This window comes from Anoxybacteroides tepidamans, from assembly GCF_014201465.1.
Taxonomy (GTDB): Bacteria; Bacillota; Bacilli; order Bacillales; family Anoxybacillaceae; genus Anoxybacteroides; species Anoxybacteroides tepidamans.
On sequence record NZ_JACHEP010000001.1, the window covers coordinates 519,834 to 544,450 of the forward strand.

Annotated in this window: 27 protein-coding genes and 2 riboswitches; of the genes, 2 read left to right on the top strand and 25 right to left on the bottom strand. The window is 45.8% G+C overall.

What is annotated here, in order from left to right:
- Window positions 1-2: 2 nt before the first annotated feature.
- The 16 genes from HNQ34_RS02675 to HNQ34_RS02750 form a co-directional block, all read right to left on the bottom strand.
- Window positions 3-1,055 carry a FecCD family ABC transporter permease gene (locus HNQ34_RS02675; protein WP_409978341.1) on the bottom strand — a complete coding sequence of 351 codons (1,053 nt, stop codon included), beginning with the start codon at window positions 1,053-1,055 and terminating at the stop codon, window positions 3-5.
- Window positions 1,021-1,986: an ABC transporter substrate-binding protein gene (locus HNQ34_RS02680; protein WP_183251204.1), complete on the bottom strand. Its 966-nt coding sequence runs from the start codon at window positions 1,984-1,986 to the stop codon at window positions 1,021-1,023. Before HNQ34_RS02680 ends, HNQ34_RS02675 begins: the two co-directional genes overlap by 35 nt.
- A gap of 129 nt (window positions 1,987-2,115) precedes the next feature.
- A riboswitch (cobalamin riboswitch) is annotated at window positions 2,116-2,297 on the bottom strand.
- A 182-nt stretch (window positions 2,298-2,479) separates the two neighbouring features.
- Window positions 2,480-4,264, bottom strand: coding sequence for an ATP-binding protein (locus tag HNQ34_RS02685; RefSeq protein ID WP_183251343.1), 1,785 nt, complete (start codon window positions 4,262-4,264; stop codon window positions 2,480-2,482).
- Window positions 4,264-4,983, bottom strand: a complete 720-nt coding sequence (locus HNQ34_RS02690) for a response regulator transcription factor (RefSeq protein WP_221277233.1) — start codon at window positions 4,981-4,983, stop codon at window positions 4,264-4,266. Before HNQ34_RS02690 ends, HNQ34_RS02685 begins: the two co-directional genes overlap by 1 nt.
- A 105-nt stretch (window positions 4,984-5,088) precedes the next feature.
- Entirely contained in the window at window positions 5,089-6,273 is a 1,185-nt protein-coding gene (gene ccsB / locus HNQ34_RS02695) for a c-type cytochrome biogenesis protein CcsB (RefSeq protein ID WP_183251206.1), read from the bottom strand.
- Entirely contained in the window at window positions 6,257-7,912 is a 1,656-nt protein-coding gene (gene resB / locus HNQ34_RS02700) for a cytochrome c biogenesis protein ResB (protein WP_183251208.1), read from the bottom strand. Before resB ends, ccsB begins: the two co-directional genes overlap by 17 nt.
- A gap of 12 nt (window positions 7,913-7,924) precedes the next feature.
- Window positions 7,925-8,449, bottom strand: coding sequence for a thiol-disulfide oxidoreductase ResA (gene resA / locus HNQ34_RS02705; protein ID WP_183251210.1), 525 nt, complete (start codon window positions 8,447-8,449; stop codon window positions 7,925-7,927).
- A gap of 504 nt (window positions 8,450-8,953) precedes the next feature.
- Window positions 8,954-9,691 carry a 23S rRNA pseudouridine(2605) synthase RluB gene (gene rluB, locus HNQ34_RS02710; protein WP_183251212.1) on the bottom strand — a complete coding sequence of 246 codons (738 nt, stop codon included), beginning with the start codon at window positions 9,689-9,691 and terminating at the stop codon, window positions 8,954-8,956.
- 118 nt (window positions 9,692-9,809) lie between these two features.
- On the bottom strand, window positions 9,810-10,343 hold the full coding sequence (locus HNQ34_RS02715; protein ID WP_183251346.1) for a spore maturation protein: 534 nt from the start codon (window positions 10,341-10,343) through the stop codon (window positions 9,810-9,812).
- Window positions 10,343-10,936, bottom strand: coding sequence for a nucleoside recognition domain-containing protein (locus HNQ34_RS02720; protein ID WP_183251213.1), 594 nt, complete (start codon window positions 10,934-10,936; stop codon window positions 10,343-10,345). Before HNQ34_RS02720 ends, HNQ34_RS02715 begins: the two co-directional genes overlap by 1 nt.
- Window positions 10,929-12,068 carry a D-alanyl-D-alanine carboxypeptidase family protein gene (locus HNQ34_RS02725; RefSeq protein ID WP_183251215.1) on the bottom strand — a complete coding sequence of 380 codons (1,140 nt, stop codon included), beginning with the start codon at window positions 12,066-12,068 and terminating at the stop codon, window positions 10,929-10,931. Before HNQ34_RS02725 ends, HNQ34_RS02720 begins: the two co-directional genes overlap by 8 nt.
- Window positions 12,069-12,177: 109 nt before the next feature.
- Window positions 12,178-13,344: a superoxide dismutase gene (locus tag HNQ34_RS02730; RefSeq protein ID WP_183251216.1), complete on the bottom strand. Its 1,167-nt coding sequence runs from the start codon at window positions 13,342-13,344 to the stop codon at window positions 12,178-12,180.
- A gap of 121 nt (window positions 13,345-13,465) precedes the next feature.
- Entirely contained in the window at window positions 13,466-13,957 is a 492-nt protein-coding gene (locus HNQ34_RS02735; RefSeq protein WP_183251218.1) for a YpuI family protein, read from the bottom strand.
- A gap of 17 nt (window positions 13,958-13,974) precedes the next feature.
- Window positions 13,975-14,394 (bottom strand): hypothetical protein, encoded by a 420-nt coding sequence (locus HNQ34_RS02740; RefSeq protein ID WP_183251220.1) that lies wholly within the window; start codon window positions 14,392-14,394, stop codon window positions 13,975-13,977.
- A gap of 67 nt (window positions 14,395-14,461) precedes the next feature.
- Window positions 14,462-15,046, bottom strand: coding sequence for an SMC-Scp complex subunit ScpB (gene scpB, locus HNQ34_RS02745; RefSeq protein ID WP_183251222.1), 585 nt, complete (start codon window positions 15,044-15,046; stop codon window positions 14,462-14,464).
- Entirely contained in the window at window positions 15,027-15,803 is a 777-nt protein-coding gene (locus tag HNQ34_RS02750; protein WP_183251348.1) for a segregation/condensation protein A, read from the bottom strand. The genes scpB and HNQ34_RS02750 overlap by 20 nt, the downstream gene beginning before the upstream one ends.
- Window positions 15,804-15,920: 117 nt before the next feature.
- Between HNQ34_RS02750 and HNQ34_RS02755 the strand changes: the two genes are divergently transcribed.
- Window positions 15,921-16,433, top strand: a complete 513-nt coding sequence (locus tag HNQ34_RS02755) for a DUF309 domain-containing protein (RefSeq protein ID WP_183251224.1) — start codon at window positions 15,921-15,923, stop codon at window positions 16,431-16,433.
- A gap of 8 nt (window positions 16,434-16,441) precedes the next feature.
- Here HNQ34_RS02755 and HNQ34_RS02760 read toward each other — a convergent pair whose 3' ends face one another.
- From HNQ34_RS02760 to HNQ34_RS02785, 6 genes are all read right to left on the bottom strand, one after another.
- Entirely contained in the window at window positions 16,442-16,789 is a 348-nt protein-coding gene (locus HNQ34_RS02760) for a GNAT family N-acetyltransferase (protein ID WP_183251226.1), read from the bottom strand.
- Between the two features lie 104 nt (window positions 16,790-16,893).
- A complete protein-coding gene (gene ribH, locus HNQ34_RS02765) occupies window positions 16,894-17,358 on the bottom strand; it encodes a 6,7-dimethyl-8-ribityllumazine synthase (RefSeq protein WP_183251228.1) in 465 nt (154 codons plus the stop codon).
- Between the two features lie 76 nt (window positions 17,359-17,434).
- Window positions 17,435-18,628 carry a bifunctional 3,4-dihydroxy-2-butanone-4-phosphate synthase/GTP cyclohydrolase II gene (locus HNQ34_RS02770; RefSeq protein WP_183251229.1) on the bottom strand — a complete coding sequence of 398 codons (1,194 nt, stop codon included), beginning with the start codon at window positions 18,626-18,628 and terminating at the stop codon, window positions 17,435-17,437.
- A 15-nt stretch (window positions 18,629-18,643) separates the two neighbouring features.
- On the bottom strand, window positions 18,644-19,294 hold the full coding sequence (ribE, locus tag HNQ34_RS02775; RefSeq protein ID WP_183251231.1) for a riboflavin synthase: 651 nt from the start codon (window positions 19,292-19,294) through the stop codon (window positions 18,644-18,646).
- Window positions 19,294-20,394 (bottom strand): bifunctional diaminohydroxyphosphoribosylaminopyrimidine deaminase/5-amino-6-(5-phosphoribosylamino)uracil reductase RibD, encoded by a 1,101-nt coding sequence (ribD, locus tag HNQ34_RS02780; RefSeq protein ID WP_183251233.1) that lies wholly within the window; start codon window positions 20,392-20,394, stop codon window positions 19,294-19,296. Before ribD ends, ribE begins: the two co-directional genes overlap by 1 nt.
- Before the next feature lie 139 nt (window positions 20,395-20,533).
- Window positions 20,534-20,667: riboswitch (FMN riboswitch) on the bottom strand.
- 154 nt (window positions 20,668-20,821) lie between these two features.
- Window positions 20,822-21,262: a peptidylprolyl isomerase gene (locus HNQ34_RS02785; protein WP_183251235.1), complete on the bottom strand. Its 441-nt coding sequence runs from the start codon at window positions 21,260-21,262 to the stop codon at window positions 20,822-20,824.
- A 142-nt stretch (window positions 21,263-21,404) separates the two neighbouring features.
- Between HNQ34_RS02785 and HNQ34_RS02790 the strand changes: the two genes are divergently transcribed.
- Entirely contained in the window at window positions 21,405-22,289 is an 885-nt protein-coding gene (locus HNQ34_RS02790) for a DUF1002 domain-containing protein (RefSeq protein WP_183251236.1), read from the top strand.
- Between the two features lie 96 nt (window positions 22,290-22,385).
- On the opposite strand, the gene HNQ34_RS02795 is transcribed toward HNQ34_RS02790, so the two are convergent.
- The 3 genes from HNQ34_RS02795 to lysA all read right to left on the bottom strand — a co-directional run bounded on the left by HNQ34_RS02795 (window position 22,386) and on the right by lysA (window position 24,577).
- Window positions 22,386-22,802 (bottom strand): type II toxin-antitoxin system death-on-curing family toxin, encoded by a 417-nt coding sequence (locus HNQ34_RS02795; protein WP_183251238.1) that lies wholly within the window; start codon window positions 22,800-22,802, stop codon window positions 22,386-22,388.
- Window positions 22,803-22,830: 28 nt separating this feature from the next.
- A complete protein-coding gene (locus tag HNQ34_RS02800; protein WP_183251239.1) occupies window positions 22,831-23,097 on the bottom strand; it encodes an AbrB/MazE/SpoVT family DNA-binding domain-containing protein in 267 nt (88 codons plus the stop codon).
- A 160-nt stretch (window positions 23,098-23,257) separates the two neighbouring features.
- A complete protein-coding gene (gene lysA / locus HNQ34_RS02805) occupies window positions 23,258-24,577 on the bottom strand; it encodes a diaminopimelate decarboxylase (RefSeq protein ID WP_183251240.1) in 1,320 nt (439 codons plus the stop codon).
- Window positions 24,578-24,617: the final 40 nt, after the last annotated feature.

Below are 24,617 nucleotides of genomic sequence, written 5' to 3' on the forward strand. Positions count from 1 at the left end.
TCTCACGTCTTTCTTTTCGTTCTTTTTAAAAATAAATACGCAAACAGCGGTGCGCCGATCAATGACGTAATCACTCCAATCGGCAACTCCCTTGGCGAGATGATCGTCCGTGCCGCCAAGTCAGCGAGCACTAAAAACGCACCGCCATACAAAAGCGACAGCGGCAAAAGCAGGCGATGGTTCGGCCCGATGACAAGCCGAATCATATGCGGAACGACTAAGCCGACAAAGCCGATCGCACCGGAAACAGCGACGGCCGCGCCAGTCAATAGCGAAGCGCCGGTTAAAATGATCAGCTTTCGCTTCGCAACATCGACGCCAATATGTGCCGCTATCGCTTCGCCAAACGCAAAGGCATTGAGTTCGCGGCTATTCATTAACAGCAACAAGCCGCCAACGGCAAAAAACGGAGCGATCATGAGCGTATAATTCCAGCCGCGCATCGCCACGCTTCCCATGAGCCAGCCGATTATTTGCCGCAACTCTTCGCCCGTCAAGGCGATCATAAGGGAAATGAGCGCACTAAAAAATGCACTAAAAATAATGCCGGTTAAAATAATCGTTTCGACTGACAGACGGCGGTCAACCGCTCTCGCAAAAAAAAGAACGAGAAAAAGAGTGATCAGTCCAAAAGCGATGCTGACAAGCGGCAATGTAAACGTGCCGATCCACGGCAGTTGCCAATGGAAAAAAAGAACGATGACCGCTCCGACAGAAGCGCCGGATGATACGCCGAGCGTATACGGATCGGCAAGGGGGTTTTTTAACAGCCCTTGAAACGCCGCTCCGGCAAGCGAAAGCGAGGCGCCAACGAAAAACGCTAAAACGACGCGCGGCAGGCGAATCGCCATCACGATTTGCACGAGATTATCAGGAATCGGATGCGGGGCGGAAACCCCAAACCATTGCGATAAAAAAATATCGATAATAGTAGAAAAGGGAATCGATAGAGAGCCTATCGATATCCCTAATAGCATACATATCGCCACCGATGCGCCCGTAACAGCATAAATGATGGCATTATTGAAAGACTTCTGGATAAATGACTTTAGCAAGTTCCTCTACCCCTTCAACAAGGCGCGGGCCTGGACGTGACACTAAATCAGAATTCACATCATACACTCGTTTATTTTTGATGGCCGGAACGTCTTTCCAAGCAGGGCGAGCGAGCACTTGGTTTACGGCATCTTTCACATAATAGCCGTATGTCGTAATAATAACATCTGGATTTAATGCGACCGCTTTTTCTTCCGTAAACATCGGCCATCCTTCTTGATCTCCGGCTACGTTTTTCGCGGAAATCGCTTGTAACATATCGTCAATAAACGTGCCTTTTCCTGCCGTATAAATTTCCGGCGCTGGAGATACTTCGACCCATACTTTGACCGGATTTTTCACGTTTTTCGCTTTTTCTTTAATCTCTTCCAATTTTGTTTTCATATTTTCAACGATTTCATTCGCTTTTTCTGTCGTTCCAGTCGCTTTTCCGATCAGTTCAATAGAGCGATAAACATCATCAAACGATTTCGCATCGTTCACGACAAGCACCGTAATGCCCGCATCTTTTAGTTGCTGCAAGCCGTCTTTGGAGTTATGGGCGCCTGATGCATGAGCCAGCACCAAATCCGGCTTGAGTGAAATAATTTTTTCGACGTTAAATTCCATGCCGCCGATTTTTTCTTTATTTTTTACGTCTTCTGGATAGTTGTCAAAATCGCTTACTCCGACGATTTTGCCGCCTAATCCTAGCGCATAGGCGATTTCCGTATTGCTTGGAATGAGCGATACGATTTTTTTCGGTTCGGCTTTGATCGTTACATCCTCGCCTAATCCGTCTTTGACCGTCACTGGAAAGGCAGCTTTTGTCTCTTGTTTCGCGTTGGATTCATTGGCTTGTTTGCTTGTTTCGTTGCTACCACATGCGGCGATCAAGCCAAGCATCAACACAAAAACAAGCAACAACGCGTAATGCTTCAGCTGTTTCATGCTTTCTCCTCCTAGATGTATGTGTATGAAATAAAAAAAGCGCTCACTCCGGACGGAATGAGCGGGAAACGACAAAATACGGGAGCATAAAATCCCTCGCCGTTTCGCCATCTCACTCCCCGAAGATAGGAAACTTATGCAAAAAAGGCAGGTCTACTGACTCATGCTTCACCCTACTTTGAACCTTCCCATACGGCCTTGCCGTACAGTGGTGACTTCATTTCGTCTGCATTTACAGTTGCGGGGACAGTTCTGGACTTTCACCAGATTCCCTATTAAGTCTTTCCGACACCTTTTTTACTTTGTATGCAATTGTATAAAATAATCGAACAATTGACAGTTATAATATTAAAGGAAGAAGAAGTGTTTGGCAATAAAAAAATGGGGAGCGGCTCATCATCGCTCACCTCTTAGCAATTTTTGCAGTTTCACATTTAACCCGTAAACAACCCGAAATACAAAAGTAATCCGCTTTGTCTTTTGCGAGATTCTGTTAATGTTTGTTTTCCGGCAACGTAAACGTAAACGTTGTACCTTCGCCGAGTTTGCTGTGGACGGTGATCGTTCCTTTGTGCGCTTCGACGATGTTTTTCGCAATCGCAAGGCCCAGTCCCGTTCCGGAACGGCCGCGGGTGCGCGCTTTATCGGCTTTGTAAAAACGTTCAAACACAAATGGCAAATCATCCTCTGGTATGCCAGAGCCGGAGTCTTGGACATGGATCGTCACTGCATCGCCGCTTCGTTCGACAATCACTTTCACCATTCCGTGTTCATTCGTATGGCGAAGCGCATTGTCAATTAAGTTCGTCAACACTTGTTCAATTCGGTCTGGATCAATCGTCATATGCATGTCTTCACTACGAAACTCAGCGGATAAATCGATTTCCTTTTCTTTCGCCAGCCCTTGAAATTTGTGAATAATCCGCTCGATATACGGTCGTAGCTGAACGGTCTCGACATTTAACGTCATATGCCCTGCTTCCATCCGCGCTAAATCCAACAAGTCATTAACAAGCCGACCCATTCGGAGCGACTCATCATAAATCACTTTCGCCATTTCTTTCTTTTCTTCATCCGTTGCCGCAATATCATCGATGATCGCTTCACTGTACCCTTGCAGCATCGCAATCGGCGTGCGCAGCTCATGAGACACGTTGGCGATAAAATCTTTGCGCAGCTTATCGAGCCTCCGCTCTTCCGTCATATCGCGCAGCACAGCGACTGCCCCGCGCACCGCCGTTTGGCTGTAAAGCGGTGTCATTAAAATGACCCACGTCCGTCCTTGCAACGTTACTTCCGCTGCCTGTTCTTGCTCTTCATTCACTACGCGTGTAAACAAATCTTTTACTTGCGGCGGCAGCGCGGCCATCATTTCTCTTTCGTTTCCTTGTTCAAAATACCATGCTTGCAAAAACCGCTCCGCCGGCGGATTCGTAATTAAAATTTCCCCGTCGCGGTTAAACGTAATGACCCCATCGGCCATGCTGCTTAAAATGCTCGCGAGCTGCTCTTTTTCTTGGTTCAGCGCATTGATATTAAATTGCAGCCGCCTTCCCATTTGATTAAACGCCATCGCCAGCTCGCCGATTTCGTCATGAGTTAAAATCGGCACTTTCGTATCGAATTTTCCGCGCGCCACTTCAAAAGCGGCTTGGCGCATTTTGCGCAGCGGCGCGGTAATGCGCGTCGATAAAAAAAATGCAAAAACCGTCGTGAGCACGATCGCGATAAACGCTGCCAGAAAAATAAATTTCGTCGTCTGCTTTGTCGTATCTTCAACTGCTTTTAACGACTGGTAGACAAACACCGCTCCTTGTTTTCCGTCCGCTGTTAAAAGCGGCACACCGACAATGAGCCATTCGCTATTGCGATCGTTTTGTGCTTGTACGTTCGGCAAGTACGTTTTCTTTTTCACTTGCTTTCGCTTCGTGAATGCTTGCTTCAGTTCTTCATCTTTTTCAATGAACGATAACGGCAAGTTGCGAAGCTCGGAATGAGACGGTAAATACCAATAATGGGTTTTGTCAACCATGATGATCGCTCTTGACGTATGACCAACTAATGACGAAGCGATGGAGCGAGCAAGCGCTTCATCTTCGTGCTCTTCCATCACTTCCGATACTTTCACCGCCAGCTGCGTCAGCTCTTTTTCCGCTTCTTGCACGTGATACGTTTCAAAAAACTTTAACAGCAACATCGTTAACACAAACAAGACGCACGACACAAGAAGCAAAATCGTGAACCATAGCTTTCCGACAACGCTTCGCCAAAACCACATCATTCGTTCACAACCTCAAATTTATAGCCAACTCCCCAAACGGTCACAATCATTTTCGCCGCTGTTGGCGAAACTTTATTTAATTTTTCACGGAGCCGCTTAATATGCGTGTCGACCGTCCGCAAATCGCCAAAAAATTCGTAATGCCATACTTCTTTTAACAGCTGCTCGCGGTCAAATACTTTATCTGGCGATTTCGCTAAAAACAAAAGCAATTCATATTCTTTCGGCGTCAAGTTCACTTCTTTTCCATCGGCCGTCACACGATGGGCGTCATTATCAATTGTTAAATGCGGAAATACGAGCACATCTTTCGCCGTCGTATCCGCCTGAATATATGTTGCATTCGCCGTGCGGCGCAACAATGCTTTTACGCGCAATACAACTTCGCGAGGGCTGAACGGTTTGACGATATAATCGTCCGTCCCCGCTTCAAATCCTTGCACGCGGTTCGCTTCTTCGCCTTTTGCTGTTAACATAATGATCGGCGTCGCTTTCTTTTCGCGAATTTCTTTACATACTTCTACTCCGTCTTTGCCCGGCAGCATTAAATCGAGCAAAATTAAATCATAATCGGTTTCCAACGCTTTTTTGAGCGCATCATCTCCATTATCTGCCTCTTCAATCGCATATTCTTCGCGCTCTAAATACATTTTTAATAAGCGACGAATGCGTTCTTCGTCATCGACTACTAAAATTTTCACTTGTTTATCCACCATATGAACATCCTCCCTTGCTCACTATTTTACAAAAATGCGGTGATTTTATCTACCTTATTTCCATAACAAAAGGATGTCCCATAAAAAGCGAGACATCCCCTTTTTTTACATACCAGCATACGAATGCAAGCCGGCGATCACCAAGTTGACTGCAACAAGGTTAAACATGATGATCGCAAAACCGATGACCGCAAGCCATGCTGATTTTTCCCCATGCCATCCTTTCGATAAACGAAGGTGTAAAAACGCCGCATAAAACAGCCACGTAATGAGCGCCCATACTTCTTTCGGGTCCCAGCCCCAGAAGCGCGTCCACGCAATTTGCGCCCAAATCATCGCGAAAATAAGCGCTCCGAGCGTAAACACCGGAAACCCGATCGCCACCGCACGATAACTAATTTCATCTGTTAAATCTAAATTGACGTTTTTCACAAGCGGCTGAAGAGCGGCGGCCACGCGCTTGCGCAACACAAGTCGGAACAACAAATAAAGCACCGCTCCGCCAAACAACGACCAAATGACGGTATTTAACCTTTTCGCATTAATGATCGCTGGCATTTCGGCAAGCGGTTGAAAACGGTCAGCGCTTTCTTTCTCTAACTGTCCTTGATTCGGGCCGACGAGTGCTGGCATATTATAGATTACTTCTTTTTCCATGCCGTTTTTGTCAATCCATTTAAACTTCGCCTCATAACCAGCGATGCTAAACGCGCTCGAAACAGCGACAAAACCGAGCGTCGTAATCAAACAAAACAGCACAAACTCCAACCAAAACGTGCGCTTGCTCGGCTTCGATTGATCGACGGCACGAATTAAATAAATGAGCCCTGCCGCAAAACTAACCGCCAAAATCGCTTCTCCAGCGGCCGCTGTCGTCACATGGATCTTCAACCAGTCACTCTGTAACGCCGGAATAAGCGGCGTAATCTCGCGCGGGAACATGCTGGCATAAGCGATGATGAGCAATGCGATCGGCAATGTGAACAATCCGAGCACACTTGTTTTATAAATGAAATAAATAATAATAAATGCCGCAACAAGCATCATTCCGAAAAAGGTGGTATACTCAAATAAGTTGCTGACCGGCGCATGCCCCGCCGCAATCCACCTTAAAATAAAATACCCTAATTGGGAAATAAATCCAGAAATCGTAACCGTAATCCCAATCGTTGCCCAACGGCTCGTGCGCGATGCTCCTTTTTTATCGCGAATCGTGCCGCCAAAAAAGAGCGTTCCAATCAAATATAGAACAAATGCGATATATAGCAATGTGCTACTGAGTTGCACCATGCTCGTTTCCTCCTTGCGCTGCTTTCTTCTTCATTTCAGCCTGATCGACCGGCATCGCTAACCCCGTTCCTTCGATGATCGATTTAATTTCATTTTTTAATCCGAACCAGTTTTTATTCGTATGGGCGGCAAGCCATACTTCCCCGTTTACTTGCTTAAGCCAAATGCGGCGATGGTTCCAATACATTCCTTGAATAACACCAATCATAAAAATCGTTCCGCCCACGCCTAAAATCCATAACGTAAAATCACGGCGCACCGTTAAAGCGGATACATTTCTCGTTTCGATGCCAGCAAACGCCATTTTGTACTTGTTGTTGCCAAACGGCTCAATCGTCTGGCGGATCGCTACGAAACTCACTTCCCCTTTTGGCTTGTCTGGTGCGTACATTTTAAAAACGAACGCTGGATTGTTCGGAATTTTTGTTTTCGTCGCCGGATTGCCGTCGTTATCAAAATAAAAATCAGGAAAATAGCTGAGCAGCTCCACCCGATATCCTTTTCCCAAGTTGTAAGAAGACGTCGGATTGCGCAGATCGACCGTCACCGTTCCAAATGATGTCCCCGTTTTTTTGTCGATGAGCTGAAACGACATTTTGCTTAGTTCATTCAATTTAAAATCAACTTGGTAAAGCGCATAATGATCATATTTTAACGGATCGTTCACACGAATCTTATATTCTTTTACTTTTTGTAATTTCGGCTCATCTCCCGGGATGACTGGACCGACACGCTTATATAAAACGGCATTCGTCTGGTATGTTTTGGCGACCATACCGCTGCCGACACGGTCAATCGCTGCATTAAACACTTCGTTTTCTTTCCCTTTTTCGTACGTTTCAAAAATAAACTTTTCGTTTTTCAAAAAATATTTCCCGTTTGTTCCCGGAATTTCTTTCGTTTCACCTTCGCGAATCCAGAGCACTTTATCGACGTACATTCCAGGCACAAAGCGAAGCATCGCCCCGATTAAAAAAATGATTAAGCCAATATGATTGACATACGGGCCCCATCGCGAAAAGCGCCCTTTTTCGGCGAGAATGTTACCGTTTTCTTCGCGGATGTGATAGCGGCGCTTCGCTAGACGCTCCTTCACCGTTTCGAAAAGGCGCTCATCGTTCACATTCGTTATGCTGAACAAGCGCTGGCGGCGCAAAAAGGTTTCATGACGCACCACTCCTTGATTGTTCAGCGCGCGATAAAGCGGAATCACCCGGTCTAAGCTGCAAATGACGAGCGAAACGCCGATTGAGGCAAGCAACAGCATGTACCACCATGAACCGTATAAATTGTTGAACCCGAGCTCATAATATAATTTTCCTGCCCACCCGTACTGATCTTCATAATATTGGGCCGGTGTTACGTTCGGCGGCAAATACATTTCTTGTGGAAAAATCGTGCCGATTGCCGACGCAATGAGCGTAATGACAATGAGCCATACGCCGACTTTAACAGATGAGAAAAAATTCCAAATTTTATCTATGATCGTTTTGTTATACGTTTGGGAACGCCGCGCGCTTCCTTCATACCGCATATCCAATAGCGGCTTTGTCGTTTCTTCAATCGGCTTCCCGCATGATTCGCAAAAAGCAGTGCCATATGGATTGACGTGACCACATTCGCATTTTACTTGTTCCATAACAAAAACTCCCTACGGTTTAATGCTTTCCATATACTGTTTGACCATCTCTTCTGTCATCGTTCCAGTAATAATTTGTTTAATTTTTCCATCTTTATCAATTAAAAACGTCGTTGGCAGCGGGTTGATTTCATAGGCGTTCATCACTTGGTCTTCGCGGTCAATGACAACCGGAAACGTCAGTCCGAACCGGTCGACAAATTTTTGCACGCTTAATTTCGGTTCGCCGACATTGACCGCCAACACTTCAACCCCTTGTTTTTTATAGACCGCATATTGTCGGTTAATATACGGCATTTCTTTTTCGCACGGCTTGCACCACGTTCCCCAGAAGTTCAAAAATACCCCTTTGCCACGGTAATCGGAGAGGCGGTGCGTTTTTCCGTTTAGATCCGTCAGCACGAAATCCGGGGCAGTCGCACCGACTTTAATGTCCGTTTTTTCCGCAAAAATGCTTGAATAAATCGTATAACCGACGGCGCTCAACAACAACAATAAAATAACCGTACGCACAACAAGTCGCTGTTTTTTCATCATCTTTGGCGAGGAGACCCCCACTTCACCGACCAAAGGGAGGAAGTGGGGGAGGAATCGCCCATCCTCCTTTCTTTTGTATATAATATAATAAGAATGTGGAGAAAACCGTTGTATCAAGACACTCCAATCCCCGTTACTCGATGTAGGGAGTTGGTTGCAGGAAACGTTGCAACCGTAAACAATAGAGCGTACATCCGTCTGTTGTGCGTGGAAGTCAAGTACTGCCTACAGACATGCCGAGCCACTCGGTAGCGATATAGGCATGACCTATGTCGTTGGGTAGTCGTCAACCTGCCCCTAATGCAACCCCAAGTCAAGGAAGGAGATTGATGCCCGTTCGCACTTCTGGGGAGTTGCAGGCCTCCACTTCAAGCGTTAGCTAAGTGGGGGTAGTTGACCCCTCTAACTCTCCCAAAAAGAAAGATATACCCTCTACCATTATAGCAATATCTACTATGGATATAATGAAAATTATATGAATGTTGTGTGACAATTGAGAAATATTTACTTTAGAGCATGTCTTCCCGATAATGCAAGCGCGCGAAGCTGTTTTACTTCGTGCGGCGACAACTCACGGTAATCGCCAGGGTTCAGTCCTTTTAAATCAAGAAACGCATAACGTTCCCGCTTCAATTTCATCACTTGGCAGCCGATCGCTTCAAACATGCGGCGCACTTGGCGGTTACGTCCTTCATGAATGCGAATTTCCATAATCGCTGTTTTCTTTCGCTTGTCAAGCGAAAGCATTTTCACTTTTGCCGGCGCGGTCATTCCATCTTCGAGCATGATCCCTTTTTCGAGTTGTTTGAGCTGCTCACGTGTCGGAATGCCTTTTACTTTTGCTACATACACTTTTTCAATTTCATAGCGGGGATGCATCAAAAGATTCGCAAAATCGCCATCGTTTGTCAACAATAACAGCCCCGACGTATCGTAATCAAGCCGTCCGATCGGGTAAATGCGTTGGTTAAGATCTTTAAAAAAATCCGTGACGACTTTCCGCCCTTTGTCATCTTTCACGCTAGAGATGACACCGCGCGGCTTATAAAGAAGGTAATAGACCGGCTCTTCTCTTTCGACCGGAATCCCTTCCACTTCGATTTTATCTTGCGGACCGACTTTAACGCCAAGCTCGGTCACGATTTTGCCGTTGACTGTCACTTTTCCTTGTAAAATCAGCTCTTCTGCTTTTCTTCGCGATGCGATTCCAGCACGAGCGATCACTTTTTGCAATCGTTCCATCGTTTTCACCTCTTCACTCATCTTACTCTTTTCGACATAAAGATACAAGCATACGACACTATTTTTTATCATACCTTTCTTTATTTCAACAAACAAAAAAGCAACCAAAACCGGTTGCCTACTTTCCAAATACAAGCAATACAATTAAAAAGGAAACGATAAAGCTTAAGATGTCGGCTAAAACGCCGACTTTCAACGCATCACCCATCTTTTTGATGCCGACAGCGCCGAAGTAAACGGTTAAGACGTACAACGTTGTTTCCGTGCTGCCTTGAATCGTCGCGGCAAGCCTGCCGATAAATGAATCCGGGCCATATGTCGCAATTAAATCAGTTGTCATTCCTAAAGCGGCCGTGCCGGAAATGGTGCGCATCATCGCCAGCGGCACAACTTCAGCCGGAAGGCCAACCGCTTCAGCCATCGGTTTGACAAACCCGATCATATAATCAAGCGCTCCGGAAGCACGAAAAATCGACACCGACACAAGCATCCCCACTAAATATGGGATAATTGAAAATGCAATGTGAATGCCTTCTTTTCCCCCTTCGACGAACGATTCATAAGTCGGCACTTTTTTCCACGTTCCGTACAGAAGAATGAAACCGATTATCGCCGGAATAAGCCAAAGCGAAATTGATTGAACGATTCCCATCATCGCTTTCCACCTCGCGTTCGTTTCCAATAATAATACCGGTCAATGAAAATCGCCCCAATGGTGGAAATGGCGGAAGCAACAAACGTCGTACCGATAATTTCGCCCGGTGCCATCGATTCGTATGTCATGCGAATCGAAATAACCGTTGCAGGAATGAGTGTAATTCCGGACGTATTCATCGCTAAAAATGTGATCATCGAGCGGCTTGCCGTATCTTGATCGCCGTTCAGTTTTTTCAACTCTTCCATCGCTTTAATCCCCATTGGGGTTGCGGCATTACCAAGTCCAAACATATTGGCGATCATATTGGAAACGATGTAGCCTAACGCCGGATGATTGGCCGGCACTTCCGGAAACAGGTAGCGCACGAGCGGCTTGCACAAATGAGCGAGCTTATCAAGCAATCCGGCGTCTTCAGCAATTTTCATCAAGCCGAGCCAAAACACTAAAATACTGATCATTCCTATACCGATGGTAACGGCTTCTTTTGCCCCTTTAAATACAGCTTCGTTCACTTCATTGATTGTGCCGTTCGCAGCCGCAAAGACAATTCCGACAAGCGCCATGATCGCCCAAATCAGATTAACCATCGCGCCCCACACCTAAAAAGAAAAATAGCTTCCAAATGGTCGATGTCTCTTGCATGTTACGGTTATGCTTATATAAAAGTGGTACTTCATCGATCGGCTCACCGTCTAAATACAACACTGCTTTGCCAACGACGGTCGGGATGAGTTGCTCATCTTCTTTCCATTGTTTTTTCGGTTTGATGAGCTGGATGTGAACGCGCAACTTCGCGATCTCCTGTTCCGTTACCGGATATAATAGATCACGGCTTGCTTGAATGCGGTTTTTGTAAAAACGGTCATTCACTTTTTGGTCGATTCGTTTTTTGGCGATTTTCGCGAGCACATAATGTTCGAAACCGTATTCATACATGGTGATATGGTCATTCCAATCATCAGGAGCGTTGAGCGTGACCGCGATCAACTCCATTCCGTCTTTTTCCGCCGTTGTTACAAGCGTCCGTTTCGCCCGTTTCGTATAGCCTGTTTTACCACCTGTGCAATATTCATAGAGGTTTGTTAACAATTTATTTTTGTTGCGCCAGATCCGGTCCCATTTTTCATCAGGATTCGGGGCGCGGTACACTTTTGTGCCAGAGATTTTGCGAAATTCTTCGTTGTGCATCGCATAACGCATCAAAAGCGCCATATCGTAAGCGGTCGAATAATGGTTTTCCACATCATCTAAACCGTGCGGATTCGCAAAATGCGTATTTCTCATCCCAATTTCTTCCGCTTTTTGGTTCATTAAAAATACAAACCCTTCGACGCTTCCGCCGACGTATTCAGCGATCGCAATAGCAGCATCGTTTCCCGAGCGAAGCATTAACCCGTAGACGAGGTCGCGCAATTTAATTTTTTCGCCTTCCTTCAAATAAACCGATGACCCCTCCGCCCGCACCGCCCGAGAACTCACCGTCACCGTATCGTTCATTTTTCCTGATTCGATCGCAATAATGGCTGTCATAATTTTCGTAATGCTAGCAATGCGCCGCTTTGTATAGGCGTCTTTTTCAAACAATACGCGCCCTGACGTTTGTTCCATTAATATCGCACTTTGTGCGCTGACACCTTGTGCCTTTGTTTGCTTCGGAATACATGAAAAAATGAGCGCCAACACTATGATGAAAACGATCCAGCGTTTCCTTTGCTCCATGTAATCCCATCCCTTTTGCCGTTTTGTACAAGTGTATGCGGCAAAAGGGAGGATATGCGCAAAAATTGTACAAGTCTAAGCGAGAAGAGGAGGCCTTCCCTCTCGTTCATCAAAACGCCTTCCAGCGCAATTTACTTGCTTGTTCAAACCGGCGTTCCACATCACGCCAATTCACGACATTCCACCAGCTGTTAATATAGGCGGCTCGATCGTTTTTATATTGTAAATAATACGCATGTTCCCATACGTCTAACACAAGCAGCGGAATCGTATCCCATTGCGTCATGAACTGATGCTTTTCGGTTTGTAAAATTTCGAGACGGTGGGCACGCGGCGACCAGACGAGCAATGCCCAACCGACTCCTTCAACTTTTTTGGCCGCTTCGGTAAAATGTTGTTTAAAGCGGGCGATACTGCCAAAGTCGGCTTTGATTTGTTCAAGCAGCGCTCCTTGTGGTTCTCCTCCGCCTTTTGGGGTCATGTTATACCAAAAAATCGTATGCAAATAATGGCCAGAACCGTGGAACGCTGCTTCGCGCTCCCAATGTGTCAACAGCTCGTAATCGTTCGTTTCCCGGGCTTTTTGCATCATTTTTTCCGCCTTGTTTAAACCGTCGACATAGCTTTGATGATGCTTCGTATGATGGAGTTGCATCATTTCTCCGGAAATATGCGGTTCCAACGCGTCATATCGATACGGAAGCGGTGGGAGCGTATGTCCTCCAGCAGAAATACGGTCATGTTCTTGACGCAACATTTCTTCGTCTATTGCCTCGTCCGTCACGTCGGCCGTTTTTTCTTCCAACTCCTCTTCCGTTTGATACAGTTGCAGCGCTCTTTCGTAAAGCGCATCGGCCATCCCTTGAATCTCGCAAATCGCTTCTTCCGTCCATTCTCCTTCATGTTGTGCAAGGCGAACAAGGAAATCTTCCACTTCACCGCGTGCTCCCGACTGTTGTGCCAGCTGTTTTCCCCATTCCGTCACTTCATGAACATATTGTTGGAACTGCGTTTGCCATTCGACTTTTTCCGATGTTGATTCTTCTGTTTGTCCCGTCATTTGTTCGTTACGTTCTTGAAACAGTTGCATCGCTTTTTCATAAAGCACGTCGACTGTCATTTGAATGTCGTAAATCTCTTCTTCGCTCCATTCACCTTCATGCTGTTTGAGGCGGACAAGCAGCTCTTCCACATCCGCACTTCCCTCTTCGCGTAGTTGCTTTCCCCATTCCATCACTTCATGTACATATTGTTGAAACTGCGCTTGCTGTTCCATAGCCAACCTCCTCATTATTTTTATCCGCCATTATCGTATGAGTGATGGGGAAAAATCGTTCCCGCCCTTTTTAAAAAGAAAAAGCCACCTTCCCCAATCGGAAAGGCAGCTTGTTTCTTAATTATTTCGACTGAAGCATTTTTGTCCGGTAATCTGTTTCATAAAATTCAAGTTCTTCGCGCATTGCTTGGAAACTGCTTTCAAGCGATGCAACTAGCGCTTTGAGCGACGGAGGCGGCGTTTGCCGGAATTTGATCGAGTTTCGGCCCGTATACGCCGAACGGCTGTCTTCATACCACACATCATTTTTTGGTGCAAAAAATTCGGTAATGCACGAATGGTAAATGCGATACAGTGTCTTTTCCGCAGCGGCTTTGCGGAACGGTTCATCGTTCAACACAATGCGGCATGCTTCCAATCCTTCTTCACAATACACAACGAGTCGGCGCAAATTCGACAGTAGCAATTCGTAATACGCTTTGTCTCCATTTTCTTGCTCGTTCAACAAACCGGTAAGCGTTATTTCATTCAAATATCCCGCAATCGCTTGGACGGTTTGCTGCAAAAACGCCTCCACTTGCTTCGTTTGATTCATGACAATGGAATTTCCCATAAAAAGACCCCCAATGTTTATGATGGTTGCACGATAAACAAAAGCGGCGATGCGAGTTCATATTCCCCTTTTGTTTCTAAAGCGGCAAAGACTTCTTGAAGCTTTGTAAATTCAATATGCTCAAAATAGCGGTGAAATTCCTTTTCTTCATTGATATACACCCGTTTTCGATGGCGGAAGCTCGGGTTTTTCAGCAAGCATACGAGCGCCACAATATCTTTAAAATAGACGTCACGTCCGTTCACCGTAAAAATCGGATTTTGTTTATACGGAGTAAATGACGGAAACAATTCGTCAAAATAGCGCACATATAACACGTGCAGCGTCTTTTCCTCTCCGTCTTCGACAAACGTCACCTCGGACCGGTTAAAAAAATCTTCGGACGTGTTCGGTTGCGCTTTTTCCAGTTCATACCCGTGACAGCGGCGAATTCGCATACAATAGCCTCCTTTGTTTGCAAAAAGAGAGAAAATTTCGTTACTTTTATCTTATCATACTTGCCAGCTATTGTTTCAATGTTTCTGCAAATTTTTCAAAGAATAAATCGGCTTCCCGTTCCGTTTCATCATCGTCTTGCAATTCCGGAAGCGGCGGCAACTCTTCAAGCGTCTTTAGCCCGAAGTAATCCAAAAACTCTTTCGTCGTTCCGTATAAAATCGGCCGGCCCGTCCCTTCCGCTCTTCCTACTTCTTTCACAAGCGCTTTCGCCATGAGCGTCTGCAACGGTTTATCGCTTTTTACACCGCGAATTTCTTCAATTTCCGCCCTTGTAATCGGCTGGCGATACGCGATGATCGCCAGCGTCTCGAGCGCCGCTTGCGACAAAGAAGAAGAGCCGGGAGATTCGACGAGTTTTTTTAAATACGGTGCATGCTCTTTTTTCGTCGCCAATTGAAACACACCGGCAAGTTCGATTAACTGAATGCCGCGGCCCGGCTCGTCGTAATCCGCTTTGAGCTCACCGATGATTGGCAGCACCTGCTCTTCTGTCATTTCTAACACGGAAGCGATTTGTTTCAGCGACAATCCTTCATCTCCGGCCGCAAACAATAAGCCTTCGATGATCGCTTTATACTCGTTCATCTTCATGTAGCCCCACCCTCTCATTGCTCGCAACGAAAATGTCGGCAAAATTCCGCTCTTGTTCGATGATGATTAAATTTTTTTTCATCAGTTCTAAAATCGCTAAAAACGTCACCACAATATGTTCGCGGTCGTAATACGGGAACAAATCGAAAAAGTTTTTCCGCCTTTTCGCTTTCCGCAATTCGCTTAAAATTTCCTCCATTCGCCGTTCAATTGGAATTTCTTGACGAGCTACTTTTGTACGGAGCGGCTTTTGCAGTTTTTTGCGGCGCAACAGCTTCGAAAAAGCGACGAGCATATCGTAGACGGTCACATCGAGCGGCTGCTTTTCCGCTTCGATTTCTGATGCGTACACGCTTAAATCGCTTGGTGGCTTCGTAAATAACAGCGCCCGTTCTTCTTCGCGCTTTTTCAATTCATGCGCCGCTTCTTTATATTTTTTATATTCAAGAAGACGCTGCATTAACTCTTCGCGCGGGTCTTCTTCCAAATCGCCTACTTCCTCATCGAGCAACTCTTCTTCATGTTTCGGCAGCAACATTTTGCTTTTGATTGCCAAAAGCGTCGCCGCCATTACTAAATATTCGCTCGCGATATCTAACTGCAATTCTTGCATCGCGTGAATGTAGGCCATATATTGTTCGGTAATTTCCGCCACGGGAATATTATAAATGTCAATTTCGTACCGGTTAATTAAATGCAATAACAAGTCAAGCGGACCTTCAAATACTTCAATTTTCACCTTATACTGCACGTTCATCCCACCATTTTCAATGACACTACCGTTAAGTATAGATGATAATCGTGCGTTGTCCAAGCAAATTTTTCCCGATCCTATGATACAATACAAATATCATATAGAAAGAAGGGATCATCATTGTATCCAAACGCCTATATCGAGTATTTGCTTCATTTTCATACCGACCGCGATTATTTTGAATGTCACGAAATATTAGAAGAACATTGGAAAAACGATGAAAAAAAACAGGTGTGGGTGGCGCTCATTCAAATAGCGGTAGCGCTCTATCACCATCGGCGCGGAAACGTACTTGGAGCGAAACGAATGATGCAAAAAGCAATCGCGCTTGTTGAACAAGAAAAGGAAGCGATCGAACAGCTCGGCCTTGATTATGCCGAACTGCTTCCACTCTTAAAACGGTACATCGAGCAAATCGATAAAGGAGAGCGATACGAAAGCATCTGCCTGCCGATCGCCGATGAAACGCTGATGCAAACGTGCCAAACGATATGCAAGCAGCGAAGGCTTGTCTGGGGGAACAAAAGCGATCTCGACAACGAGTTTTTGCTTCATAAACATGCGTTGCGCGACCGCTCCGATGTCCTTGCTGCGCGCAAGGAGAAAAAAAAGAAAGGGATGCCTAACAGCTAGACATCCCTTTACAGTTCGCATTTTTCCAAAAATGCGGCCGTAAACTCATTGGCTTTTAACTCATAGTTCGGATACATTTCTTTAAGCGCTTTGACCATTTGTTTTCCGATCCCTTGATGGCGATGGGACGGGTTGACGCTAATATGCTGGATTTCCGCCACGTGTTCATCGCGCAATACAATTCCGATAATTCCGATAATATCTTCTTCCTCTTTCCATAAAAACAGCTGCCAGTTTTCATTCATCTCGTATTCCTTAATCGTTTGTTGCAATTTTTTCAGCTCTTTTTCTGTCGGCATAAACGACAGAAGTCCCATGGCAATTTTCTCATAGTTTTTTCGATAGCGAATTAACATAAAGAACCCCTCATTACTGGCGATACTTTTCTTCGGCAGAAAAGGACAAAAGTCGTTTTCTCATTACGTATTATAAACGCTATTGTGTTACTTGTGAACTATTTCTATGAAAAAGAGCGAAGAAGGTTAGCCATTTCAATCGCGCTGACCGCAGCTTCCCATCCTTTGTTGCCCGCTTTCGTGCCTGCGCGCTCAATCGCTTGCTCGATCGTATCGGTCGTTAAAACGCCGAAAATGACCGGTGTTCCCGTCGATAGCGACGCATGAGAAACCCCTTTTGCCACTTCATTGCACACGTAGTCGTAATGGCTTGTGGCGCCGCGAATGACCGTTCCAAGCGCAATGACCGCGTCATATTGTTTCGATTCCGCCATTTTTTTTGCGACAAGCGGAATTTCAAACGCTCCCGGCACCCATGCGACTGCGACATCATTTTCATCGACGCCGTGGCGCTTAAGGCCGTCTAAAGCACCCGATAATAGCTTGCTCGTAATAAATTCATTAAACCGCGACACGACAATTCCGACTTTTAACCCTGTACCGACTAAATTTCCTTCCATGATTCTCATCACCATATCCTCCTATCTTTTCCGTCAGCCGTTTTCATCATAATACAAAAATCCTAAAAGATCGACCGTCTTTACGTTAAAAATGCAACATATGGCCTAATTTTTCGTATTTCGTTTTTAAATATTTTTCGTTTTCTTTTTTCGTTGGCATTTGCAACGGCACACGTTCGACAACTTCTAAGCCATATCCTTTTAAGCCGGCAATTTTGCGCGGATTATTCGTCAAAAGTCGCATTTTCGTTACGCCTAAATCTTTTAAAATTTGCGCACCGATGCCGTAATCGCGCAAATCGGCAGGGAAGCCGAGCTTTTCGTTCGCTTCAACTGTATCATAGCCTTGTTCTTGCAGCTTATACGCGCGCAATTTGTTCAATAAGCCGATGCCGCGCCCTTCTTGGCGCATGTAAAGCAAGATGCCGCGCCCTTCTTCTTCAATTTGGCGAAGCGCCGCATGAAGCTGCGGGCCGCAGTCGCAGCGATACGAGCCAAAGACATCGCCGGTTAAGCATTCGGAATGGACGCGAACGAGAATCGGCTCATCCGGAATAACTTCCCCTTTAACGAGCGCGACATGCTCTTTTCCATCTACAGAATTCGTATAGCCGATCGCTTTAAATTCACCGAATTCCGTCGGCAGCGTAATTTCGACTTCGCGCTTGACAAGCTTTTCTTTTCGGCTTCGATATTGGATCAAATCTTTAATCGTAATCATTTTCAAATCAAATTGATCGGCGATTTTGCGCAAATCCGGCACGCGTGCCATCGTTCCGTCTTCTTTAATAATTTCGCAAATGACGCCGGCCGGCTTCGCCCCGCACAACCGTGCCAAATCCACCGCTGCTTCCGTATGGCCGGCGCGGCGCAATACACCGCCTTTTTTCGCTACAAGCGGAAACACATGGCCCGGACGTTTAAAATCGCTCGCTTTCGCATTCGGATTGAGAAGCTCTTGAATCGTCTTCGATCGCTCGTATGCGCTAATGCCGGTCGTCGTCGATTTATGGTCGATGCTAACGGTAAACGCCGTTCCATGCGGGTCGGTGTTATGGTTGACCATCGGCGCTAAATCGAGTTTGTCTGCCAATTCCTCCGTCACCGGCACACAAACAAGTCCGCGCCCATATTTAATCATAAAGTTGATCACTTCCGGCGTCGCCTTTTCCGCTAATGCGACAAAATCGCCTTCGTTTTCCCGGTCTTCATCATCGCAAACAATAATGACGTTTCCTTGGATCAATTCGTAAATGGCTTCTTCGATCGTATTGAACATATACTCCCCCCCTGATTACTTGTAGCCGTGCTTTTCTAAAAACTCAAGCGTGATCGCCGGCGAAGTCTGCTCTTCTTCTTTTTTGCGAAGGAACTGCTCGACGTATTTGCCGATCACATCGCATTCGATATTGACAATATCTCCAACTTGCTTGTCTCCTAAAATCGTTTCCGCCCTCGTATGCGGAATAAGGGAAATTGTAAACGTGTCATCGGTGAGCCCGAAAATTGTTAAGCTTGTCCCGTCAACGGCAACGGAACCTTTCAAAATCATATAGTTCCGCAGCTGTTTCGACACTTTAATTTCATAATAAACCGCGTTCGCTACAGACTCTTTGCGAATAATTTCACCGATGCCGTCGACATGTCCGGAAACGAAGTGCCCGCCGAATCTGCCGTTCGCTGCCATCGCCCGCTCTAAATTCACTTTCGAGCCGCGCATTAATGTGCGGAGCGATGTCGCCCGCACTGTTTCCGGCATGACATCAACGGTAAAGGAGCGGTTTGTAAACGACGTTACCGTCAAGCATACCCCGTTAACGGCAATGCTGTCGCCAAGCTTCACATCTTCTAAAATTTTTTTGGCGCCAATCGTAAAAACAATCGCTTCTCCGGATTGCTTCATTTGTTCAATTGTTCCGACTTCTTCAATAATCCCTGTAAACATCATGACTCACCCTTTATTTTTGGTATCGCGACGACTTTTATATCGGATCCGATCGTTTCAATGCGTTTGATCGTCAATTCCAGCACATCTGCCATTTTCGCAAAACCGACTCCGCCAACCGGTGTTCGCGCATCGTTTCCTCCAATGATCTTCGGGGCAAAATAAGCCACGATTTCCTGAACCGCACCAGCTTGTACAAAACTGTCATGTACACGTGAGCCGCCTTCGACAAAGACGGACGTCACTTTCTGTTCCGCTAGCATGTGCAACAGTTCACGAATATCGATGTTCGGCGCGTTCATTGGAATGATGCGCACATGCGGTTTTTCGTACAGCGCCATTCTCTCTTTTGGCACGTCACTGCCGACAATAAGCCACGTTTCCGCTTCCGTGTCCTGAATCACATTGGCATGAAACGGCGTGCGCAAATGCGTATCTAAAATGATGCGAATCGGGTTTTTTCCCCCTTCCGAAAGCCTTACCGTCAAGCGTGGATCATCGGCAATGACCGTGTTCACTCCAACGAGAATCGCATCGTGCAGCGCGCGATAGCTGTGCACGTCACGCCGCGCTTCTTCGGACGTAATCCATTTGCTGTCACCAGTTTTCGTCGCGATTTTTCCGTCTAAGCTGCACGCATACTTTAACGTCACAAACGGCGTTTTCGTCGTAATGTAGTGGAAAAAGATGCGGTTGAGTTCATCGGCTTCTTCCTTTAAAACACCGACCGTCACGTCAATGCCAGCGTTTTGGAGCTTTTCAATCCCTTTCCCCGCTACAAGCGGATTCGGATCGGTCGTTGCGATGACGACCCGCTTTACGCCCGTTTCGACTAATAAATCGGCGCACGGCGGCGTTTTCCCGAAATGGCTGCACGGCTCAAGCGTCACATAGACGGTCGCCCCTTTCGCTTTGTCGCCGGCCATGCGAATCGCATGAACTTCCGCATGCGGCTCACCTGCTTTTAAATGGGCGCCGAAGCCGACAATTTCACCGTTCTTTACGACGACCGCACCGACAGCTGGGTTGGGAGCCGTTTGCCCGAGGCCTGTTTTCGCCACTTCCAATGCGAATCGCATATATCGTTCATCGTGCTGCATTGAATCCCTCCTTTTTTCGCCATAAAGAAAACCCTAGGAAAAAAGTCCTAGGGCAGATGTATATGAAGATCGCCTTTTTTTGCATAGCAAAAATAACCCAGCGCCATGCCCATTTTTCAATGAACGGCGTGAGTTGTCGGCAATCCTTCTCCCATCCAGACTATACTGTCGGCTCCGGAATTGCACCGGATCGTGCCTGTACGGCTCGCGGGCTGAGAAACGTTCTGTTTCATTACCGCCGGTCGGGAATTTCACCCTGCCCCGAAGGATGTGTCGCTATATTATATTTTCATTCATTATATCACAATAAAGCGAAATGTCTATCATTTTGCTACGAACAGCCAATACACTGCTCCCCATGCAAAACTTGCTAATAAAAGGATGAAAAATAATACCCAATTTTTTTTCATCGTCTCATCCTTTCTTGCTACACTTCGTCCCATACTTTCACTTCTTTCATCACGTCGCCGTTACGCATCGCTTTCACAGCATCCATTCCCACTGTTACTTGGCCAAACACCGTATGTATCCCATCTAAATGCGGCTGCGGCTCATGAACGATAAAAAATTGGCAGCTGCCTGTATCGCGGCCGCGATGTGCCATCGAAATTGCTCCTTCGATATGTTTATGTGGGTTGTTGTCCGTTTCGCACGGAATCGTGTACCCTGCATCGCCTGTCCCGTTTCCGCGCGGGCATCCTCCTTGACTGACAAAGCCCGGAATGACGCGATGGAACGTTAAGCCGTTATAAAATCCTTCATTCGCTAATTTTTCAAAATTCGCCACCGTTTTCGGCGCTTCGTTCGAAAATAATTCGAATTCAATTTTCGCACCGTTTTCCATTAAAATATATCCTTTTTTTGTCATATGCTCAGTCCCCTTTCTTTTCTTCCCTATCATACCATTGTTTAGCGCACAAAAAAAGTACGTTGCTTTTCGCTTCTATCTTATCCGATTTGTTTGTAGAATAGGAATGATGGTAATAAGGAAGGATAAGGAGGTTGTTTAGATGAAACGAATGTTTACCGGCTGGCTAGCGGCCACGATGGTGCTGATGTTTCCTGCCTTTGCCGCAGCAGATGTAACAGAAGGCGATGTCATCATTACGTTAGGGGAAAATTTAACGGAAGCACAAAAACAGCAAGTATTAAACGAAATGAACGCGCCACAAAACGCGCAAACAATCACCGTTTCCAACGCCGAAGAGCATAAATATCTCGACGGGTTAATTCCGAAAGCGCAAATTGGTACAAAAGCGATTTCGTCATCGATGATTACGATCGGAGCGAAAGGTTCGGGACTTAATGTAGAAACGCACAATATTACATGGGTAACGAAAGAAATGTATACGAATGCGCTTATTACAGCCGGCGTCAAAGATGCCAGTATCTACATTACCGCTCCTTTTCCTGTATCCGGCACGGCGGCGCTCACTGGATTAATGAAAGCGTACGAAATTTCATCGGATAAGGTCATACCAGACGAAGTGAAAAAAGTGGCGAACGAAGAAATGGTGAAAACGGCACAGCTTGGAAAATCAATCGGCAACGACCAAGCGGTAGCTCTTTTAGCGAAATTGAAAGAAGAAATCGCAAAAAATCCGCCACAAACCGAAGCTGATTTGCGTGCGCTTATTGAAAAAGTTGCTAAAAATTTAGGTATTACGCTCACACCCGATGAAATCAACAGCTTAATTTCCTTATTTAACAAAATGAAAAACTTAAATATTGACTGGAATCAAGTCAATGACCAACTGAGCAAAGCGAAAGAAAAACTGTCTACCTTCTTACAATCAGAAGAAGGGAAAACGTTTATCCAAAACATTATTGACATTTTGAAAGAAATTTGGAACGCAATTAAATCAGCGTTCACATCAACCGAACCGCAAAAATAAAAAGGCTGAATCATCAGCCTTTTTATTTTATTTCCAAAAGACATCTAGCCCCACTACATTTTCCTACGTTTTCGCGCTTAACGACGACAATGTATTTTATTCTTCTTTCGGAATGATATATGGCTCTAATTCTTCGACCATTCTCTGAATGCAGTCATTTCCGCGATACTTATCATCATTCGCTAACCGAACCGTATAATCTTCTGCCTCTTGAGCAGGCATTTGTAACTCATACCCGTTTATATCTAGAAAAGTAAAAAATACAGCTAATGCCGTGCGTTTATTTCCATTATGAAAGATATGGCCTCTTGCAATGGAATGATAATAACAGCATGCTTTGTCTATAACGGTGGGATATAATTCCGTCCCGAAATAAATTCCTTTTGGTCTCTCCAACATCGATTCAAACTTCGCTTGAAATTTGATTCCATTCTGCTCGCCTTCACCATAAAGTTCCATAAGCGTATAGTGGATTACTAAAATCTCTTCACCTGTCAAATACTGAACTTGCATAGCTTCTCCCTAAATCACTTGAAACGGCTTATCTCTCTTTTAGGTTTTTGAATGCTTGGTCGTATATGGTAACGGCTTTGTTTAAAGCATGCAAAACCTCTGGGCGAATTCCTTCTGGCAGTTTTTTTATAGATTTACGCATAGTAACTTCCCCCTTCTCCTGATTATAAATCAAAATCACTTCTTCTCCCTTCCTTAACTCCATTTCCTTAACAAATTCTGCAGGAATATTTACCGATAGACTATTTCCAACTTGACTGATTTTCCGGATGTAATATTTTTCTTCTGCTAACATTGTTTCATGCACCTTAACCTTCTTTATGACTATGTTATTACTATTATACACTTAGTACATTATAACTGTATATACCAAATAAACATACCGAGCAAGTAAAATCAAAAAACGGCGCACAGCAAAAAACAGGCTTCAGGAACGACGGAAGCCTGTTTTATCCTTATTTCCTCACCCTCGCCCTTAACGGGACATCAAGTCGCACTAAATCTTCATACGTTTCGCGTTTGACGACAAGCTGTGCCTCGCCATTTTCAACAAAAACGACGGCTGGACGAGGAATGCGGTTATAGTTGTTCGCCATCGAATAGCCGTACGCACCGGTGCAAAAGACGGCTAAATAGTCGCCCGCCTCCGCCTTCGGGAGCGGTAAGTCCCAAATGAGCATGTCGCCTGACTCGCAGCATTTCCCCGCAATCGCGACGACTTCTTCGTTTGCATCAAGCACGCGGTTGGCAAGTACCGCTTCATACTTCGCCTCGTACAGCGCCGGGCGAATGTTGTCGCTCATGCCGCCATCGACCGCCACATAATGGCGCACGTTCGGCACTTCTTTTCGTGAGCCGATCGAATAAAGCGTCGTACCGGCATCGCCGACAAGCGACCGGCCCGGCTCAATCCAAATTTCCGGCATTGCGATGCCTAACTCCGCCACTTGCTTCTTCACTTCCTCAATAATGTTTTCGACATATTGCGAAGCAGGAAGCGGGTCGTCCTCGCTCGTATAGCGAATCCCGAAGCCGCCGCCGAGGTTGACGACTTGTGGCACAAATCCATACGTTTCCCGCCAATACGCGATTTTTTGAAAAATCTTTTGCGCTGCCAATACAAACCCAGTCGTTTCAAAAATTTGCGACCCAATATGGCAATGAATCCCTAGGACAGAAAGCGCCCCCGACCGCCGCGCTTGCCGCAGCGCTTCCTCCGCCTGGCCGTTATTTAAGTCAAAGCCAAACTTGGAATCTTCTTGCCCCGTTAAAATATAGTCGTGCGTATGCGCCTCAATCCCTGGCGTTACCCGAAGTAAAATGTCGGTCACCGTTTCCCGTTCTCGGCTTAGTTGCTCGAGCAGCTGCAATTCATAAAAATTATCGACAACGATGCAGCCAACACGATGCTCAAGCGCCATTTCCAACTCTGCGCGGCTTTTGTTGTTGCCGTGAAAATGAATACGCTCTGGTGGAAACCCGGCTTTTAACGCCGTATACAATTCCCCGCCCGACACAACATCGAGCGACAGTCCTTCTTCTTCCACTAACTGAACCATCGCTACGGTCGAAAATGCCTTGCTCGCGTATGCAACTTGCGCCTTCACCCCATGCTTTTTAAACGCTTCTTTAAACGCGCGCGCGCGGGTGCGAATTAATGCAACATCATAAATATACAACGGCGTTCCATATTCTTTAGCGAGATCCACGACGTCAACGCCACCAATTTCTAAATGTCCTCTCTCATTGACACGACTCGTTCCGTGAAAAAACATGCCGATCCCTCATTCCAAAAGATTAACCATCCAAAAACGT

Bases quoted from the DNA above. Each gene is read 5' to 3' on its own strand.
- HNQ34_RS02680 (WP_183251204.1), bottom strand. From the start codon at position 1,986: ATGAAACAGCTGAAGCATTACGCGTTGTTGCTTGTTTTTGTGTTGATG.
- HNQ34_RS02685 (WP_183251343.1), bottom strand. From the start codon at position 4,264: ATGTGGTTTTGGCGAAGCGTTGTCGGAAAGCTATGGTTCACGATTTTG.
- HNQ34_RS02690 (WP_221277233.1), bottom strand. From the start codon at position 4,983: ATGGTGGATAAACAAGTGAAAATTTTAGTAGTCGATGACGAAGAACGC.
- ccsB (WP_183251206.1), bottom strand. From the start codon at position 6,273: ATGGTGCAACTCAGTAGCACATTGCTATATATCGCATTTGTTCTATAT.
- resB (WP_183251208.1), bottom strand. From the start codon at position 7,912: ATGGAACAAGTAAAATGCGAATGTGGTCACGTCAATCCATATGGCACT.
- resA (WP_183251210.1), bottom strand. From the start codon at position 8,449: ATGATGAAAAAACAGCGACTTGTTGTGCGTACGGTTATTTTATTGTTG.
- rluB (WP_183251212.1), bottom strand. From the start codon at position 9,691: ATGGAACGATTGCAAAAAGTGATCGCTCGTGCTGGAATCGCATCGCGA.
- HNQ34_RS02715 (WP_183251346.1), bottom strand. From the start codon at position 10,343: ATGGGAATCGTTCAATCAATTTCGCTTTGGCTTATTCCGGCGATAATC.
- HNQ34_RS02720 (WP_183251213.1), bottom strand. From the start codon at position 10,936: ATGGTTAATCTGATTTGGGCGATCATGGCGCTTGTCGGAATTGTCTTT.
- HNQ34_RS02725 (WP_183251215.1), bottom strand. From the start codon at position 12,068: ATGGAGCAAAGGAAACGCTGGATCGTTTTCATCATAGTGTTGGCGCTC.
- HNQ34_RS02730 (WP_183251216.1), bottom strand. From the start codon at position 13,344: ATGGAACAGCAAGCGCAGTTTCAACAATATGTACATGAAGTGATGGAA.
- HNQ34_RS02735 (WP_183251218.1), bottom strand. From the start codon at position 13,957: ATGGGAAATTCCATTGTCATGAATCAAACGAAGCAAGTGGAGGCGTTT.
- HNQ34_RS02740 (WP_183251220.1), bottom strand. From the start codon at position 14,394: ATGCGAATTCGCCGCTGTCACGGGTATGAACTGGAAAAAGCGCAACCG.
- scpB (WP_183251222.1), bottom strand. From the start codon at position 15,046: ATGAAGATGAACGAGTATAAAGCGATCATCGAAGGCTTATTGTTTGCG.
- HNQ34_RS02750 (WP_183251348.1), bottom strand. From the start codon at position 15,803: ATGAACGTGCAGTATAAGGTGAAAATTGAAGTATTTGAAGGTCCGCTT.
- HNQ34_RS02760 (WP_183251226.1), bottom strand. From the start codon at position 16,789: ATGTTAATTCGCTATCGAAAAAACTATGAGAAAATTGCCATGGGACTT.
- ribH (WP_183251228.1), bottom strand. From the start codon at position 17,358: ATGAGAATCATGGAAGGAAATTTAGTCGGTACAGGGTTAAAAGTCGGA.
- HNQ34_RS02770 (WP_183251229.1), bottom strand. From the start codon at position 18,628: ATGTTCAATACGATCGAAGAAGCCATTTACGAATTGATCCAAGGAAAC.
- ribE (WP_183251231.1), bottom strand. From the start codon at position 19,294: ATGTTTACAGGGATTATTGAAGAAGTCGGAACAATTGAACAAATGAAG.
- ribD (WP_183251233.1), bottom strand. From the start codon at position 20,394: ATGCAGCACGATGAACGATATATGCGATTCGCATTGGAAGTGGCGAAA.
- HNQ34_RS02785 (WP_183251235.1), bottom strand. From the start codon at position 21,262: ATGACAAAAAAAGGATATATTTTAATGGAAAACGGTGCGAAAATTGAA.
- HNQ34_RS02790 (WP_183251236.1), top strand. From the start codon at position 21,405: ATGAAACGAATGTTTACCGGCTGGCTAGCGGCCACGATGGTGCTGATG.
- HNQ34_RS02795 (WP_183251238.1), bottom strand. From the start codon at position 22,802: ATGCAAGTTCAGTATTTGACAGGTGAAGAGATTTTAGTAATCCACTAT.
- HNQ34_RS02800 (WP_183251239.1), bottom strand. From the start codon at position 23,097: ATGTTAGCAGAAGAAAAATATTACATCCGGAAAATCAGTCAAGTTGGA.
- lysA (WP_183251240.1), bottom strand. From the start codon at position 24,577: ATGTTTTTTCACGGAACGAGTCGTGTCAATGAGAGAGGACATTTAGAA.